16 protein-coding genes and 1 pseudogene are annotated in these 16,303 nt (G+C 45.9%); 16 read left to right on the top strand and 1 reads right to left on the bottom strand.

Translation table 11 applies throughout. The features are described 5' to 3' along the window. Window positions 1-14: 14 nt before the first annotated feature. The 12 genes and pseudogenes from FN001_RS10675 to FN001_RS10615 all read left to right on the top strand — a co-directional run bounded on the left by FN001_RS10675 (window position 15) and on the right by FN001_RS10615 (window position 13,204). Window positions 15-926 carry a ParB/RepB/Spo0J family partition protein gene (locus tag FN001_RS10675; RefSeq protein WP_142411808.1) on the top strand — a complete coding sequence of 304 codons (912 nt, stop codon included), beginning with the start codon at window positions 15-17 and terminating at the stop codon, window positions 924-926. Window positions 927-939: 13 nt separating this feature from the next. Continuing rightward, window positions 940-1,446 carry a hypothetical protein gene (locus tag FN001_RS10670; RefSeq protein WP_142411807.1) on the top strand — a complete coding sequence of 169 codons (507 nt, stop codon included), beginning with the start codon at window positions 940-942 and terminating at the stop codon, window positions 1,444-1,446. A 10-nt stretch (window positions 1,447-1,456) separates the two neighbouring features. After that, the gene (locus tag FN001_RS10665; protein WP_142411806.1) at window positions 1,457-2,092 is read left to right on the top strand and encodes a DUF3846 domain-containing protein; all 636 of its coding nucleotides are present in this window, start codon (window positions 1,457-1,459) and stop codon (window positions 2,090-2,092) included. An 18-nt stretch (window positions 2,093-2,110) separates the two neighbouring features. Next, window positions 2,111-2,593, top strand: a complete 483-nt coding sequence (locus FN001_RS10660) for a PcfB family protein (protein WP_142411805.1) — start codon at window positions 2,111-2,113, stop codon at window positions 2,591-2,593. Then, entirely contained in the window at window positions 2,590-4,347 is a 1,758-nt protein-coding gene (locus FN001_RS10655) for a VirD4-like conjugal transfer protein, CD1115 family (protein WP_142411804.1), read from the top strand. The genes FN001_RS10660 and FN001_RS10655 overlap by 4 nt, the downstream gene beginning before the upstream one ends. A gap of 202 nt (window positions 4,348-4,549) precedes the next feature. Further along, window positions 4,550-4,678, top strand: a pseudogene (locus tag FN001_RS10650) (Maff2 family mobile element protein); the annotation flags it as partial. A 707-nt stretch (window positions 4,679-5,385) separates the two neighbouring features. Then, the gene (ltrA, locus tag FN001_RS10645; protein ID WP_117470971.1) at window positions 5,386-7,272 is read left to right on the top strand and encodes a group II intron reverse transcriptase/maturase; all 1,887 of its coding nucleotides are present in this window, start codon (window positions 5,386-5,388) and stop codon (window positions 7,270-7,272) included. 1,008 nt (window positions 7,273-8,280) lie between these two features. After that, on the top strand, window positions 8,281-10,200 hold the full coding sequence (gene tet(32) / locus FN001_RS10635; protein WP_002602099.1) for a tetracycline resistance ribosomal protection protein Tet(32): 1,920 nt from the start codon (window positions 8,281-8,283) through the stop codon (window positions 10,198-10,200). Between the two features lie 245 nt (window positions 10,201-10,445). Continuing rightward, window positions 10,446-11,666, top strand: coding sequence for a tetracycline efflux MFS transporter Tet(40) (tet(40), locus tag FN001_RS10630; protein WP_142411802.1), 1,221 nt, complete (start codon window positions 10,446-10,448; stop codon window positions 11,664-11,666). Between the two features lie 259 nt (window positions 11,667-11,925). Further along, window positions 11,926-12,288, top strand: coding sequence for a helix-turn-helix domain-containing protein (locus FN001_RS10625; protein ID WP_003533405.1), 363 nt, complete (start codon window positions 11,926-11,928; stop codon window positions 12,286-12,288). Then, window positions 12,248-12,625: a TnpV protein gene (locus FN001_RS10620; protein WP_003533403.1), complete on the top strand. Its 378-nt coding sequence runs from the start codon at window positions 12,248-12,250 to the stop codon at window positions 12,623-12,625. The genes FN001_RS10625 and FN001_RS10620 overlap by 41 nt, the downstream gene beginning before the upstream one ends. Before the next feature lie 54 nt (window positions 12,626-12,679). Next, window positions 12,680-13,204 carry a hypothetical protein gene (locus FN001_RS10615; RefSeq protein ID WP_040647981.1) on the top strand — a complete coding sequence of 175 codons (525 nt, stop codon included), beginning with the start codon at window positions 12,680-12,682 and terminating at the stop codon, window positions 13,202-13,204. 97 nt (window positions 13,205-13,301) lie between these two features. Here FN001_RS10615 and FN001_RS10610 read toward each other — a convergent pair whose 3' ends face one another. Then, window positions 13,302-14,045 (bottom strand): helix-turn-helix transcriptional regulator, encoded by a 744-nt coding sequence (locus FN001_RS10610; protein ID WP_243122008.1) that lies wholly within the window; start codon window positions 14,043-14,045, stop codon window positions 13,302-13,304. 547 nt (window positions 14,046-14,592) lie between these two features. Here FN001_RS10610 and FN001_RS10605 point away from each other — a divergent pair. The 4 genes from FN001_RS10605 (at window position 14,593) to FN001_RS10585 (ending at window position 16,286) form a co-directional block, all read left to right on the top strand. Next, entirely contained in the window at window positions 14,593-14,781 is a 189-nt protein-coding gene (locus FN001_RS10605) for a hypothetical protein (protein WP_002304353.1), read from the top strand. Further along, on the top strand, window positions 14,778-15,119 hold the full coding sequence (locus tag FN001_RS10600; RefSeq protein WP_015524256.1) for a DeoR family transcriptional regulator: 342 nt from the start codon (window positions 14,778-14,780) through the stop codon (window positions 15,117-15,119). The genes FN001_RS10605 and FN001_RS10600 overlap by 4 nt, the downstream gene beginning before the upstream one ends. Continuing rightward, window positions 15,112-15,408, top strand: coding sequence for a DUF3847 domain-containing protein (locus FN001_RS10595; protein WP_055191803.1), 297 nt, complete (start codon window positions 15,112-15,114; stop codon window positions 15,406-15,408). The genes FN001_RS10600 and FN001_RS10595 overlap by 8 nt, the downstream gene beginning before the upstream one ends. Before the next feature lie 377 nt (window positions 15,409-15,785). After that, window positions 15,786-16,286: a hypothetical protein gene (locus FN001_RS10585; RefSeq protein WP_004798083.1), complete on the top strand. Its 501-nt coding sequence runs from the start codon at window positions 15,786-15,788 to the stop codon at window positions 16,284-16,286. The last annotated feature ends 17 nt before the right edge of the window (window positions 16,287-16,303 follow it).

Genomic DNA, 16,303 nt, shown 5'->3' with positions numbered 1-16,303 from the left:
GGTTAAGAAGCTGAATGGCAAAAGCAAAAACCAGTATTACAACAGAAAACCGCAGTGGCTCAGCTGCCGACGCTGCGGCTAAGGAGCAGCGGACGGAGATGCCGCTTTCTGACCTGCATCCCTTTGAAGGTCATCCCTTCAAGGTGCTGGACGATGAGCTGATGGAACAGACCGTGGAGAGCATCAAGCAGATCGGTGTGGTATCACCGCTGATTGTCCGGCCTGACCCGGAAGGCGGATTTGAAATTCTTTCGGGACACCGCAGGCTTCATGCAGCACAGCTGGCAGGCTTGGAGACCGTGCCGGTCATCGTCAAGGAAATGGACGATGATGCGGCAATCATCTTTATGGTGGACAGCAACTTGCAGCGGGAAAATATTCTTCCCAGTGAGAGAGCGTTTTCCTACAAGATGAAGCTGGAGGCGATGAAACATCAGGGGGAACGTGGGGATTTAACTTCGGCCCAAGTTGGGCCGAAGTCGTGGGCAGCTCAGGTTGTAGCTGAAGAAGCTGGTGACAGTAAATCCCAAGTTAAGCGATTCATCCGCCTTACAAACCTGATTCCCGAAATTCTGGATATGGTGGATGAGAAGAAAATCGCCTTCAATCCGGCGGTAGAGTTGTCTTATCTGAAACCGTCTGAACAGAAAGAATTCCTGGAGGCAATGGACTATGCACAGGCATCTCCATCCCTGTCACAGGCGCAGCGGCTGAAAAAACTCTCGCAGGAGGGCAGCTGTACCTTGGATGCCATGTGTGAAGTGATGAACGAAATCAAAAAGGATGAGCTTGACCATGTGACGATTAAAAACGAGGTTCTTCGGAAGTATTTCCCGAAATCTTATACGCCGAAGCAGATGCAGGACACGATTATCCGGCTGCTGGAAAAGTGGCAGCGAAGTAAACAACGAGATATGGAACGATAAAAAGGAGACTTTTATGATGATGAACTTTAAGAAGAATCAGAACAACGCAGTGTGCAGCATGGATTGCAAGAACTGCCCGCATGGTGCATCGCAGCCGAATCCGATGGATGATCCCATGTTTGAGAAGTCCATTGCGATGCTTCATAACTGGGTGATGCTGGAGGCAATCCGTGAAGATCACCCGAAGGAACGCATTGTGATGGTGATCCTGCCGGGAGCAGGCGGCGAACTTCTGACCGAGGCTGGCAGTCGAGATATCTTTGAGGATGTTTACGATGAGATGGAGGCTGACCTGGTGGCAGATGGGGAACTGCTTCTCCATTATGATAAGAGCGATGTGATCGAGACAGACAGAACCCGCTATCTGCTGGGAGCTGCGGAAGTTTCGGAAATCGACCAGAACGGTAACGAATGCAGCATCAATCTGTTTACGCTGGAACGCACCATCGACTATGTGAACGAAAACCTGACGGTGGTTTCCATTGGCGGCGAGTTGATTCCGGCACTGCGCCTGATCTAAGGAGGTGCCTATGAAGAAATTTGATGTGGAGATTACAGAAACTCTCCAGAGAAAGGTTTCCGTGGAAGCTGCCTCGCAGGAAGATGCGGAACGCATGGTGACGCAGGCTTGGAACAATCAGGACTATGTTCTGGATTCCAGCGATTTCACCGGTGTGGATTTCAAGACCGTGGGAGAACGTGAACTGGCAGAGACCAGGACAATGGATGTTCTGCTGGTACAGCCCAATGCCTACCCGAAGAAAATCAGTGTTGGCACGGAGCTGGAAGATTTGCAGGCAATGGTTGGCGGGGATATTGAAGTAACCTATCCCTTTGAGGATGAAGTGGCCATTATTCTGAATGAATCCGGCAAAATCAATGGTCTGCCGCTGAACCGTGCGATTTACACCGAAGACGGGGATATGCAGGACATTTATGCCGGTGATTTTCTGGTGGTAGGGCTGACAGAGGATGACTTTGGTTCTCTGACTTCGGAGCAGATGCAGAAATTTGAGGAGCAGTTCCATCAGCCCCAGATGTTCGTTCGTATGGGGCGCAGCATCATGGCGATTCCGGTTCCGGATGACATGGTGAAGAAGATGGAGGAAAAGGCTGCAAAGCCCCAGGAAAAGAGCAAACCGGCACCGGACCGGGATAGTTTGTAAGGAAGGAGGCGGATATTCATGCAGGAAGAAGTTGAAAATCGTACAGTCAATCTGGCAATCAGCACCACGAAACTGACCTTTCGCACCATCGTGAATGGCTATAATGCCTGGAAACGGCACCATCAGGCGAAGGTGTCTCAGAAAACGTCGCAGTTGCCGGTTGGAAAGCAGAGCATCAAAGAACTGATCGGTCAGAATCAGGGAGTCAGCAGTATCCCCATTGAGAAAACGGATTTGAAAGGCTTTGAGCAGGTGGCGCGGAAATACGGTGTGGATTATGCCATTACGAAAGACCAAAATGTGATTCCACCCAAGTACACGGTGTTCTTTAAGGCGAAGGATGCGGATGCACTGACTTCCGCTTTTGAGGAATTCACCAACCGCAAGCTGAAAGCAAAGGAAAAACCGAGTGTTCTGGAGCAGCTGGATAAGCTCAAAGAGCTGGTTGCTACAATTCTGCCGGATAAGGTTCGCCACAAAAGTCAGGAGCGTGATCTATGAGTAATAAGACCAAAAAGCTGCTGATCCTGAACCTGCCGTACTTCATTGCCGGTCTTGTATGTACCAATCTGGGAGAAGCGTGGAGAATTGCCGAGGGCGCAGACATGTCTGAAAAGCTCCTCGGCTTTCTTTCTGCCCTGGGTGCAGCCTTTTCCAATCCGATGCCAAGTCTGCATCCGATGGATTTGCTGATTGGTGTGTGCTGCGGGGCAGGTCTCCGGCTTGCCGTGTACCTGAAAGGAAAAAATGCCAAGAAGTATCGCCATGGCATGGAGTACGGCTCTGCCCGGTGGGGAACGCAGAAAGACATCGAACCGTTTGAAGATCCGGTGTTTGCAAACAATGTGATTCTGACGCGGACGGAGCGGCTGATGATGGGCAATCGCCCGAAGAATCCGGCAAATGCCAGAAACAAAAATGTGCTTGTGGTCGGCGGCTCCGGCAGCGGTAAGACCCGATTTTGGCTCAAACCCAACCTTTTACAATGTCACAGTTCCTACGTCGTCACTGACCCGAAAGGCGATATCGTAATCGACTGTGGCCAAGCCCTTTTGAAGAACGGATACAGTATCCGGATTTTCAACACCATCAATTTCAGAAAGTCGATGCATTATAATCCCTTCGCATATATTCACAGCGAAAAGGATATTTTGAAGCTGACCACAACCCTCATTGCCAACACCAAAGGGGACGGCAAGGCCGGTGACGAATTCTGGACGAAGGCAGAGACCTTGCTGTATTGTGCTTTGATTGGGTATATCCACTATGAGGCACCGCTGGAAGAGCAGAACTTTGCAACGCTGATTGAATTCCTGAATGCGATGGAAGTACGCGAGGATGATGAAACCTTTCAGAATCCAGTGGATCAGATGTTTGAAGCTCTGAAAAAGAAGAAGCCGAACCACTTTGCTGTCCGTCAATATGCCAAATTCAAGCTGGCGGCGGGCAAAACCTTAAAGTCGATTCTGGTGAGCTGCGGCGCACGTCTTGCTCCCTTCGATATTGAAGAAGTCCGTGATATCACCATGTACGATGAGTTGTCGCTGGATACGGTGGGAGATAAGAAAACGGCTCTGTTCCTCATTATGAGCGACACAGACCCGACTTTTAATTTCCTGATTTCCATGATTTACACACAGCTGTTTAACCTGCTGTGCGAAAAAGCGGATGATGTCTACGGCGGCAGATTACCGGTGCATGTGCGCTGCCTGATTGATGAGTGTGCGAACATTGGTCAGATTCCGAATCTGGAAAAGCTGGTAGCCACCATCCGATCAAGAGAAATCTCGGCATGTCTGGTGCTTCAGGCACAGAGCCAGTTGAAGGCAATCTACAAGGACAATGCTGATACCATCATCGGCAATATGGATTCCCGTATTTTCCTTGGCGGTTCGGAGCCGACTACGCTAAAAGAGCTGAATCAGGCACTGGGGAAAGAAACGATTGATTTGTACAACACTTCCGATACCAGAGGCAACAGCCCTTCCTACGGCACCAATTACCAAAAAGTTGGGCATGACCTGGCTTCGGTGGATGAACTGGCTGTGCTGGATGGCGGAAAGTGCATTTTGCAGCTGCGCGGTGTCAGACCGTTCAAGTCAGATAAATATGATCTGACCCAGCATCCGAACTACAAGCTCACTGCCGGTGCTGATAAGAAAAACACGTTCAGCATCGAGGCGTTTCTTGACCATCGGCTGAAGCTCAAGCCTGGTGATAAGTACGAAGTAGTTGATGCAGATCATGCCAAATAAGTTTGTTCCGGTGACGAAGATGTCATGGGTACGCTGCTGGTAACAGAATAAGATAAGGGGCGGCGAACTGCCGCCTCTTTACATAGCCAGATTTCCGATTGGAGACCTGGCTATATGTTTGCCCATTTGCAGGTGCACATGCAGGTGGAAGATCACTATTCATTCGTCCATAAGGGCGCAACGTACAAGGAGGTAAACATTTATGGCATTTTTCAACAGCGCAGTAACCGTTCTTCAGACTCTCGTTATCGCACTGGGTGCCGGTCTCGGCATCTGGGGAGCCATCAACCTGCTGGAGGGTTACGGCAACGACAACCGTGTGACACGTTCGTAAGTGAAAAGCTTACGCACAAAGTCGAAGGGCTTTCAAGCCTGAAACTTTGGAGAACTGATATTCCGATGAGTGAAATGAGGGAGTAACGCCCCGAAGCGCTCACACTGATACTCCGACTGGCATCAGCGTGCAACCGCCAAAGTGTCAGAAGCTCGGTAAAGTCGGCAGAGAGTAGTCGTAAATATGGCTAACTTCCATATACGAAAGCTATCCAGCGGTGGATGGTGCTACCTATATGCCGGGTGTCGGTTACCCATGGTCAGAATGTACGAAAGTACTGACAAACTTCCGAATGTACGAGTCTAAACGTTGATACTGTCGAAAGGCAGTAGCCCTTGTATGGGCGTGTCCGTGGATTAGTAAGAATGGTTGTTATGAACATCCATATATCGTTACAGGCGATATGATTATGCATGATTGGACACAGGCTTAGAGGAAGGACCTAAAGGTAATCAATGATAGGAATATCGGAACGTGGAAAGCTGGGAACGTATGAAAAAAGCCGTTGCAGGTCGTTGGACGGGAAAGCCGGGCAAAACCGGTACAACCGTACTTAATCCCAGTGAGAGTAGGGGCACAGTACCTGTGAAGTGATGCTAAACATCGTGGAGGGATAGCCCCAAGTCGAATTCAACGGAAAAAAATGAATATACGATAAACGCAGCTTCGAGTATGACAAAGAAAATCCAAACCGAAGGGAGAGGATGCCTGTGTTGACTTCGAAACAGCAAGAACAGAAATCTAAACAGAGAAAAATTCGCAATTCTGAGTATTATGACATGATAAGTACTTTTGACGAATTGTATGCAGACAGTAAGAAAGACAAGATATTTAATCATCTCATGGAAATCATCGAGAGCGAAGAGAATATCAAGCTGGCATACAGAACGATAAAGACGAATACAGGAAGTGATACCGCAGGTGTGGACAAAAGGACAATTAATGACCTTGCTAAATTAAACGAGGAAGAATATGTCCGTCTCATAAGAAAGCAATTCAGCTGCTATCACCCACGCCCAGTAAAGCGTGTGGAGATACCAAAGCCCAATGGAAAGACCAGACCTCTGGGAATTCCAACTATCGTTGACCGAGTGGTACAGCAATGTATCTTACAAGTCATGGAGCCGATATGCGAGGCAAAATTCAGCGATAATTCTTACGGATTCCGTCCGAATAGATCCGCTGAACATGCCATCGCTCAGTGTATGCGATTGATACAGGTACAGCATATGTATCACGTAGTAGACCTTGATATTAAAGGATTTTTCGATAACATCAATCATACTAAACTGATAAGGCAGATATGGGCATTGGGAATAAGAGATAAGAAGCTGTTATGCATCATTAAGGAAATGCTGAAAGCATCTGTTATTCTGCCAAATGGAGATAAAACTTTCCCCATCAAGGGAACTCCACAAGGCGGTATCCTGTCGCCATTGCTTGCAAACATTGTTTTGAACGAGTTGGATTGGTGGATTACTTCCCAATGGGAAGAAATGCCAACGAAAACAGATTTTACAACAAGAAGCAATAAGCAGGGAACAGTTATCAAAAGCCATGCTTACAGGGCTTTGCGCAGAAGCAGACTGAAAGAAGTGCATGCGGTGCGATATGCCGATGATTTCAAAATCTTCTGCCCTACACACGCAGAAGCCGTCAGAGCGTATAAAGCCACAGAAATGTGGTTAAAAGACCGCCTGGGTCTTGATATAAGCCCAGACAAATCTAAGGTTGTCAATCTAAAAAGACAGTATTCTGATTTTCTCGGATTCAAACTGAAAGTGCGGAAAAAGGGGAAGAAATATGTCGTCAGGTCACATATGTGTGACAAGGCATACAAAAAGGCTCATGAAAAGCTGACCAAGGAAGTAAAAACTTTGGCTCATTCGCCAGATGACACAGCTCAGTTTATACAGTTACAGAAATATAATTCTGTAGTCGCAGGACTGCATGAATACTACTGTATAGCAACAGAAACAACAGCGGACTTTGGAAAGCTTGCCTTCAGTATCAATAAACAGCTTAGAAATCGGCTGAAAGGCGATGTGTCCCGTAAGGGTTCTCTGAAAAATGGTTTTATCAAAGACAAGTATGGTAAAAGCAGGCAATTGAGATTTCTGCACGAACGTCCCATTGTTCCAGTGGGAGCCGTTCCGCAGAAAAATGCCCAAAATAAAAGGAAAAACATCAATAAGTACACTGTCAAGGGACGAGAGCTGATTCATAAGAATCTAACTATTAATACCGACGCAATGTTATGGCTGATGCGTAATCCTGTCAAGGGCAGGTCAATCGAATATGCAGACAACAGAATATCACTATTTGCGGCTCAATATGGAAAATGTGCAGTTACAGGACTTCCTATGGAAGTACACGACATTCACTGTCATCATAAAATGCCATTAAGCAAAGGTGGTACAGATGCATACGAAAATCTGATTTTAGTCTCAAAAGCCATCCATGTGATTATCCATGCATCGTCTGAAATCACTATCAGAGAATATCTGAACCCACTGCAATTAGATGATTCTAAACTTGCAAAGCTTAACAAACTTCGAACTATGGCAGAAATGCCTGTAATCATTCTTTGATAAATATGCTGTTACGAAGTGTGTAAATCGTATATGAAAAAACCTGGCTGTTGAATTCGATGGAACGCCATGTGCGGTGAAAGCTGCATGCACGGTGTGGAGCGGGGGAAAATCCGGAGATTATATCAAAGGATTACCTATCGCTATCTGGTGCCAATGCTCATGTACGGTAAGGAAGCAAGCAACCGAAAACAAGAGATAGACCGCCAGCACTACACTATTCCGAACCAAAGACCAAAAGATAAGCATTGTGGGAAAATCTAAACTTTTGGATTTTCCTACAATGCCGACTACGGCGGAATCCTTCCCACTCCTTATATCTTTATTTCCGTATACATTGAATTTGTATTTAGTAAATGCTATAATGTCCCTATTCAAATTATAAATGTGTTGAATTAGTTACATGTACATATTTTTTGTGCCGCATAAATACCCTGTTGAGGTTGTCGTTCTTTGTCCAGATGTGGAAACAATAAAAGGAAGGGAACGATACAGGGAGAAAACAGGCTATTCCGGCTTTACGGTTGAAACCTTATACGATACATTTATGCAGACAACACCACGGATCGGCTTTTGGCTGGACAATTCCAACCAAACACCACAGCAGACAGCAGAAACCATTCTGAACGCCAGAAAGTCGGTATGATTGTTACATATAAGGGGAAGAAAAATTTCTTTTAGGTACTTGCTTTCCTAAAACTAATGTGATATAATAGCATCATTCCAAAAAAGGAGTAAAAAATATGCGGCAAGGTATTCTTAAATAAAACTATAATCAAATAGTGGGAACAAAGGATTATGATAGTCCCTTTTGTGGGGGCTTGGTTTTTTGTACCCAATTTAAGAATACTTTTGCCTTATCAATTTTGACATATCCGAAAAACAGCAATCACAAACAGGTGTATGCTGTATATGTGTATGTCCGCAAATTATAATCCCCAGTGGTAAAAGTATTTTACTGCTGGGGATTTTTATGCCCTTTTGGGGCTGTAAAAGGAGGACAATCACATGAAAATAATCAATATTGGAATTCTCGCCCATGTAGACGCAGGAAAAACAACATTGACGGAAAGCCTGCTGTACACCAGTGGAGCGATTGCGGAACAAGGAAACGTGGATAAAGGAACTACAAGAACAGACACTATGATTTTGGAACGGCAGCGCGGAATTACCATTCAGACAGCGGTTACTTCTTTTTGCTGGAATGATTATAAAATCAATATCGTGGACACTCCCGGTCATATGGATTTTTTAACCGAAGCATACCGCTCTTTATCTGTCCTTGACGGAGCTGTTTTAGTCATTTCGGCAAAAGACGGCGTACAGGCACAAACCCGTATATTATTCCATGCGCTTCAGAAAATGGACATTCCGACAATTATCTTTATAAATAAGATAGACCAAAATGGGATCGACCTGCGGCGTGTTTACCAAAGCATTAAAGATAAACTTACCAGTGATATGATTGTCATGCAGGAGGTTTCCCTGTCGCCAAAGATAACCATGACCGATATTTCTGATTTGGACAAATGGGATATGATTATTTCCGGAAGCGATGAACTATTAGAACGATATGTTGCAGAGGATTCTTTGGATATACAGGAATTACAATATGAAAAGTGCAAAAGAACCAGATGCTGCTCTTTGTTTCCTGTTTATCATGGGAGTGCAAAAGACAATTTAGGAACAGAAAAACTGATTGAAGCGATTACAGAAACTTTCATTACAGAAACAGACGATATTCAGTCTGAATTATGTGGATATGTTTTTAAGGTTGAGTATACAGAGCGGAAAAAACGGCTTTCTTATTTACGCCTGTATCATGGGACGCTCCATTTACGGGATACCCTGCTGCTGTCAAAAAAGGAAAAAATAAAGATTACAGAAATGTGTATTCCGTCAAATGGTGAAATCGTCCCGGTTGACCATGCCTGTCCGGGAGAAATTGTTATTTTAGCTGATGATACTTTGAAACTGAACGACATTCTGGGAAATGAAAAACTCCTGCCTCACAAAACACGGATTGATAATCCCATGCCATTACTTCGGACAACGGTAGAGCCGCAAAAGCCGGAGCAAAGGGAAGCCCTGTTAAATGCCCTCACAGAGATTGCTGATACAGACCCTCTTTTGCATTTTGACATTGATACTGTTACACATGAGATTATATTATCTTTTTTGGGAAAAGTACAGTTAGAAGTTATTTGTTCGCTATTAGAAGAAAAATATCATGTGGGCGTGGCTATGAAAGAGCCTTCGGTTATTTATCTGGAAAGACCGCAAAAAAAAGCGAGCTACACGATTCATATTGAAGTGCCGCCGAATCCGTTTTGGGCATCTATTGGTTTGACTGTAACACCGCTTCCTGTTGGAAGCGGAACACAATATAAAAGCGAGGTATCTCTCGGCTATTTAAACCAAAGTTTTCAAAATGCCGTCATGGAGGGTGTGCGTTATGGAATGGAGCAGGGCTTATATGGCTGGGGAGTGACAGACTGCCAAATTTGTTTTGATTATGGAGTTTATTACAGCCCGGTCAGCACCCCCGCTGATTTTCGTTTTCTTGCGCCTGTCGTGTTGGAGCAGGCATTGAAAAAAGCAGGAACACAACTGTTGGAACCATACCTTTCCTTTACCCTTTTTGCACCGCAGGAATATCTTTCACGGGCTTATAATGACGCACCAAAGTATTGCGCAATCATTGAATCAACCAGACTTGAAAAAGATGAAGTTATTTTTAAGGGGGAAATCCCTGCCCGTTGTATTGGTGAATATAGAAATGATTTGAATTTTTATACAAATGGAAGAAGTGTCTGCATTACAGAATTAAAAGGGTATCAGGAAACTTCCGGCGAGCCTGTGTTTCAGCCACGCCGCCCGAACAGCCGTTTAGACAAGATCCGGCATATGTTTCAGAAGATAATGTAACATCTTGCGCAATGCAAACGTTCATTGCTGGCTATTGCGAAATATCATTGATAAAATCAGCATCAGAGAGGAGGAACCATTTTGAACCAGAAACAGACGGATATTACAAACTGCAAAAACAGAAACAAGTCTTTTAACGGCGCTTTGGGCACTTTAGGAGGCCTTTTCTAAAATCACTGTTAGAAAGGGCTGAGAAGCTTGTTTCACAAAACAACCCACTGATTCGTAAAGGAGGATGTAACTTCATGTTTGCTAAAAATTCAAAGGCATATTCTGTCTACCTGCTGTTCCGATTTGTCTCTTCCCTGGCGGTTTCTATGTCCACAGTGCTTTCCATCGTGTACCACCTGGAGGTGGTGCAGCTGGATGCTTTCCAGCTTGTCCTGGTAGGGACGGTTCAGGAGACCTCCTGCTTTCTGTTCGAGATGCCCACCGGTGTGGTGGCGGATTTGTATAGCCGTCGGCGCTCGGTGCTGATTGGAATGTTCCTCTACGGCCTGGGCTTTCTGATGGAGGGTGCGCTACCGTGGTTCGCGCCGGTTCTGCTGGCCCAGGTTGTCTGGGGTTGCGGTGATACCTTCATCACCGGCGCTCTGGAGGCGTGGATTGCCTCGGAGGAAGAGGACAAACCCATAGACAAGGTGTTCCTGCGGGGCAGTCAAATGGGGCAAATCGGCGGCGTTCTGGGCGTGGTGCTGGGCACACTGCTGGGAAACATAAACCTGCAAATGCCTCTCATCTTGGGGGGCAGTTTGTGCTTGTTGTTGGGGCTGGTGATGGTTCGCATCATGCCAGAAACCAACTTCTCCCCTGCTATTGAGGAACGGCAGGGCTTGCTTAAAGACTTTGTCTGCCTGTTCAAGCTCAACCTGGGCTTTGTGAAAGGCGCACCTGTGTTGCTGGCGCTCTTAGCAATCACACTATGCGGGGGACTTGCCAGTGAAGGCTTTGACCGGCTCTCCACCGCTCATTTTCTGGATGACACGGTAATACCCGTTATCGGGCCGCTGAACAGCGTCACTTGGTTCGGTGTTATCAGTCTTATCGGCAGCGGCTTAGGTATTCTGGCTTCTCAGTTGCTCATCGCCCGCATGGAGAAAAAAGGGACTGTCAGCCGAACCAGTGTGGTCATGTCCACCAGCGCCGGGTATATCCTGTTCCTGGTTCTCTTCGCGGTGGGGCGGAGCTTTTGGTTCATGTTGTTGGTGTTCCTGCTGGCGGGGCTTATGCGCACCATCAAGGAGCCTGTGCTGGCCGCCTGGATGAACGACCATGTGGATGAGAAAATGCGCGCCACAGTCTTTTCCACCAGCGGACAGCTGGACTCTTTCGGGCAGATCATCGGCGGGCCTATTGTGGGGCTGGTAGCCCAGCAGGTGTCCATACCCTGGGGGCTGGTCTGTACCGCTTTCCTGCTGTTGCCCGCGCTGTTCTTAGTGCCGGTGGCGGGAAAGAAGCGGGATTGATATGGCATAGTTAAGTTTACTGACGAGCGGGAGATTACTTCCGCTCGTCTTCATTTAGTAGCGCAAAATTTGAGGACTCTTTATTTCCTTATTCGGTATAGCGGAGGCGGCTGTCAATTCGACATAATTTTCTTGTGATACTTTACCGTACATGAGCAAAGTCTCAGGGTATGAAACAGTTTATGGCTAATTAAAGGGAACAAAAAGAAAGGAAAAGCACAATCCAGACGGTATCAGCGGCAGGATACAAGAATAAATTGTGATTACACAAGATTGGTGTTATAATAAGAGAAAAGTTCCTGCCGGGGCAGCCGCCCCGGTGGTATGGATAGAAAGGCAGGAAAACAATATGCACATCAGCTATAAACCACTCTGGCATACACTGTTAGAGCGTGATATGAGAAAAGAAGATTTAAGGCTTGCCGCCGGTATGACAACGAATATGATTGCCAACATGAGCAAAGAGGGAAAGCACATCAGCATGGATACATTAGCCCGTATCTGCGAAACGCTGAATTGTGAGATTACCGATGTGATTGAGTTAGTACCAGACGAGCCTGCTTCCACAGGAGGTAAGGAACATGAGCGAATTGAAACCAAGAATAACGGAAAACGGAATTGATTATATCCTTGTCGGAGATTACTATATCCCAGATTTGAAGCTGCCGGAGGAACACCGCCCTATCGGAAAGTACGGACGGATGCACCGGGAATATTTAAGAGAAGCCCACCCAGCCAGATTGAACACATTGACACTGACCGGGGAGTTATGGACATATCTTGCAGACCTGAACGAACAGGCACAGGAACGGTTAGACACCATCATGGAGCAGATGAAGGCTGCCGATGGTGTGACCGAGGAATTGAAGCGTACCCATCAAATGGAATGGGTGCAGCGTTGCAATAACATTCACAACCGGGCAGAAGAAATTATTTTGCAAGAGATGATTTATTCATAACGGTATGGTAGAATGATTATGACAAATCGAAAGTTGACAAGGAGTTTTGATAGCGTGAAAAAAATATTTCTTAAAATTGTGATAGGGGTTGTTCTTGCTTGTATTTTATTTGTTTGTTTTCTTTATACGAACAATGAGATCGGCGTGACTTCATCTAAGCTGGAGGCAGATATTCGTTCGTCGCAGAAGATTAAGGATGATTGGACGGTCGATGGAAGCGTTTCCAGCACGATGGCTGCATATATTTCTTACCCTCAGGATTTGAGTGACCATTCTTTTTCCGTCTATGTCAATCGTCCAGGACTTTCCTTCGGATATTTTTTCCGTGGAGGTGGAACTCTTTCGGGGATTCAAAGAGGAATTGTGGAGTTTACTGTAGAGGGATATAATGAACGAGCATTTATTTCTATGAATCAACAGCAGGTGCAACAACTTGAAATAGATGATGGCAACACAATTCAAGTGGTTGATATTGACCGCAATAAACCTTTTGCGATTGTCTTGCCTATAAATGCGGGTAATATTACTTTTTATGATGTAAATAGAAATACTGTGGAATATTGGAATAATCCTCTTTGACAAATTCTAATTTGTCGTGCTAAAAATTCAACTGAATAATCCCAGCAAAAACCGCTGCTACATGGAAGCCAACAAACCATGCAACAGCGGTTTTTCTTTATCGTTTTTTCCTCTGGCTGATAGGCGTTCCCATTTTCTTTGATTTTTTGAGAATCCGAATCAGCCAGCGAAATTCTTCATCTGACAGATTTTTATAGTTGATACCAAGCTGCTTACAGTAAAGGACAACCAGCTTTTCATCACGGCTGCCCTTGAAATTTTCAACCGCTTCCAGATTTTCTTTCAGTTCATCGGCAACGGTGGTCTGAGGTGCACTCTCGCTGTCCTTTTTATGGGCTTCCCGAATATCCCGGATAATCAGGTTGAGGTCATCCCGTACCATGTGACTGAAATATTCATCATCACTGATATGGGCGGCTTGCAACACTTTCAAATGGGGGTCATCTTCGCCGGGGCGATACCGTTCAATGATTTCATGCCGGACGGTATCGACAAGGGCGTTGAGGTTTTGAATCTGCATGGTGGCAATCCCATCCACATAAATCTCAATGTCCGCAAGAAACTTGATAAAGTCCTTATGGGTGGCAAGTTCGCACAGCAGACGGTTGTTAATCCGACCGCTTTTCAGAAGTGCTACCATCTCATCACTCAAATGCAGCTCCCTTAATGGCGTGTTGATCTCCGCCCGGTTCTCTGTCCGGCAAAAGAGATAATCGAGGGACACCCCATAAAAATCTGCCAGCAGGATAAGGTTGCCATGATTGATTTCCTTATAGTCGTCTTTTTCATAACTGCCAAGAGCCGATTTTGAAATACCCGTTTGCTCAGCCAGTTCTTCCAGTTTTAATCCTTTGTTTCATCGTAAATCTTTTAGCCGTTCCTGTATTGTAGTAGCTCCGTTCATTGAAGCAGTTCCCCCTTTCTAACGACATTTATAACCGTTGAATTGATTATACCATATCAATTCCGCAATCGTGGAAATTTCTGATTTTTACCCCGAATTCCTACTTTGTGGACATACGGCACAGGGCACAAAAATGTTCTATGATACAGGTAGTTCATCGATGGATTATTCCAATCGAATGACCAGCCTGTGTGGGATATGCTTCCCCGGCGATGTAGTGCCATGACTTTTGGCAGGGATATGGAGGAACCCTGACCAAAACGAGCATACCAAAGGGAGCGATACGCCGCTGTGAGATTCAGGGGAGGAACGACACCGGGGAGAACTGGCGAACTGACACCGAAATGATACCGAAACACGACAATCTGATAGGGGGATAGTCTACCCTATCTCTGATACTTCGGGAGATTTTAGGCGGCTCTATGGCTGTAATTTTGCCGAAAATCGCCCCGAAACCATACACGAAAACGGGAGGAAGCGCAATATGCCGAGAATGAGCAAAAAGAGGAAGCATGAGCTTTCTTTTTACCTCAATGACCGGGGGCGTGTCACTTACAACGAATTATGCCGGAAATGCCAGCATGGGTGCAAGCAGAGCTTCCGGGCGGTTGTGATTGACTGCCCCCGTTATTTATCCAAACGAGCAAAGAAAAAGGAGGAACACACCGAATGATTTTTGAATTTATGACGATAGACACACCATTGCCGCCCTGTATGGCTTTTCCAAGAGCGTTGACAGGGTTTCCAGTCAGCAGCACCGCAAAGATCATGTACTGCCGGATGTTGGACGCTATGCTCTCCAATGGGCAGGAGGACGAGAACGGAATCCTGTTTGTCTGCTTCCCTGTCACAGCCATTGCCGCAGTCCTGTCCCGCAGCTCTATGACGGTCAAGCGTTCTTTGAATGAACTGGAAAACGCCGGACTTATCATGCGGGTGCGTCAGGGCGTTGGAGAACCAAACAGGATTTATGTGCTGATACCGGGAAAGGAGGACGCTGCCCTTGCCTGATACCTCAAAGCTGGAAAAACTCAATCGGGAGTTGGAGAAAAGCGAAAAGAAACTGCGGAAAGCCATCAATGATGAAAAGGCATTGCAGCACCAGTTAAAGCAGCTTACCCGAAAGGAACGGACGCACCGGCTCTGTACTCGTGGCGGTATGCTGGAAAGTTTTCTGCAAGAGCCGGAACGCCTGACAGATGATGATGTCATGCTGTTGTTGAAACTCATTTTTCACAGGCAGGACACGCAGGAACTATTGAAAAAACTGCTGGAACGGGAGAAGCCGGAATCCCCTTAGTTTACTAAGGGCGCAATTATACACCACCCAAAGGTTGGTGCATTGCGTTCTCCGAAGGCTCCTCGCCGGAGGGCTGTGATTTTCCGCAGTCATGGTCTGCTCCAAATCATACAGGGGACGCTACGCTTCCCCTGCGCTGGCTGCCGCCAGCTACCCTTTTGTGTACTTGCCATCTGGGGACACCTTGCGTTGCAAGCTGTTCCCAGCCGACAAGTTTCATAAAATATGCTATCTTTTCGATAGCCAATGAAGTATAATGAAGATGACAACAAATCGGAATTGACCGAGCTCTTTGAGCGAGGGATACTTCTTGTCCGAAGGGCAAGAAGGTGGGCGTAAAAAAAATTAGAACAATCGGGATTTGAGGAGGTGTTCATATGAAGAGAGCATTGCTTTTTATTTTCATGACGGTTTGTGTATTAGGAATGTCCGCCTGCAGCAGCAAAGACGCCATGCCAGAAACATCAGATTCTGCCAGCAATCCGGTTCAGAATACAGATATCAGTAATCTGAATGGAGGAAAAATCTGGTCTGAACAAGATATTGTGTCGATGTTCTCTCTTGTGCAAGAAACAGATTGGGAATACATAGACTGTGTTTTAATTCCAGATCATGCTAGTGACCGTGTTGGTGCAGTACTCTTCCGGAACGATAAGGAGCAAACAAGCAATGTTGCGTTCTTTGATGCAGACGGATACTTTCAACAGTATGGCACATATGCAAGAATGTCTGACGAACCTGATTTTCAGTATCTCGGAGGTGGTGCGGTAACATTTAGGCTGGAAACAGAAGATGGTATAATCTATAACTACACGATCACAATCTCGATCGATGACAGTAATGTGAATTTTAAAGCGGAAGATGATTTGCCAAAATAAATTCGAGTTTGTCAGCT

Origin of the sequence: Clostridium sp. Marseille-P7770 (assembly GCF_902143525.1) — a bacterium.
GTDB lineage: Bacteria > Bacillota > Clostridia > Lachnospirales > Lachnospiraceae > Pilosibacter.
The sequence above is the reverse complement of the archived record's forward strand: the minus strand, read 5'-3'. Positions and strand labels throughout refer to the sequence as shown.

Coding starts and splice junctions, on each gene's coding strand:
- FN001_RS10675 (WP_142411808.1), top strand. CDS start 15: ATGGCAAAAGCAAAAACCAGTATTACAACAGAAAACCGCAGTGGCTCA.
- FN001_RS10670 (WP_142411807.1), top strand. CDS start 940: ATGATGATGAACTTTAAGAAGAATCAGAACAACGCAGTGTGCAGCATG.
- FN001_RS10665 (WP_142411806.1), top strand. CDS start 1,457: ATGAAGAAATTTGATGTGGAGATTACAGAAACTCTCCAGAGAAAGGTT.
- FN001_RS10660 (WP_142411805.1), top strand. CDS start 2,111: ATGCAGGAAGAAGTTGAAAATCGTACAGTCAATCTGGCAATCAGCACC.
- FN001_RS10655 (WP_142411804.1), top strand. CDS start 2,590: ATGAGTAATAAGACCAAAAAGCTGCTGATCCTGAACCTGCCGTACTTC.
- ltrA (WP_117470971.1), top strand. CDS start 5,386: ATGCCTGTGTTGACTTCGAAACAGCAAGAACAGAAATCTAAACAGAGA.
- FN001_RS10620 (WP_003533403.1), top strand. CDS start 12,248: ATGAGCGAATTGAAACCAAGAATAACGGAAAACGGAATTGATTATATC.
- FN001_RS10605 (WP_002304353.1), top strand. CDS start 14,593: ATGCCGAGAATGAGCAAAAAGAGGAAGCATGAGCTTTCTTTTTACCTC.
- FN001_RS10600 (WP_015524256.1), top strand. CDS start 14,778: ATGATTTTTGAATTTATGACGATAGACACACCATTGCCGCCCTGTATG.
- FN001_RS10585 (WP_004798083.1), top strand. CDS start 15,786: ATGAAGAGAGCATTGCTTTTTATTTTCATGACGGTTTGTGTATTAGGA.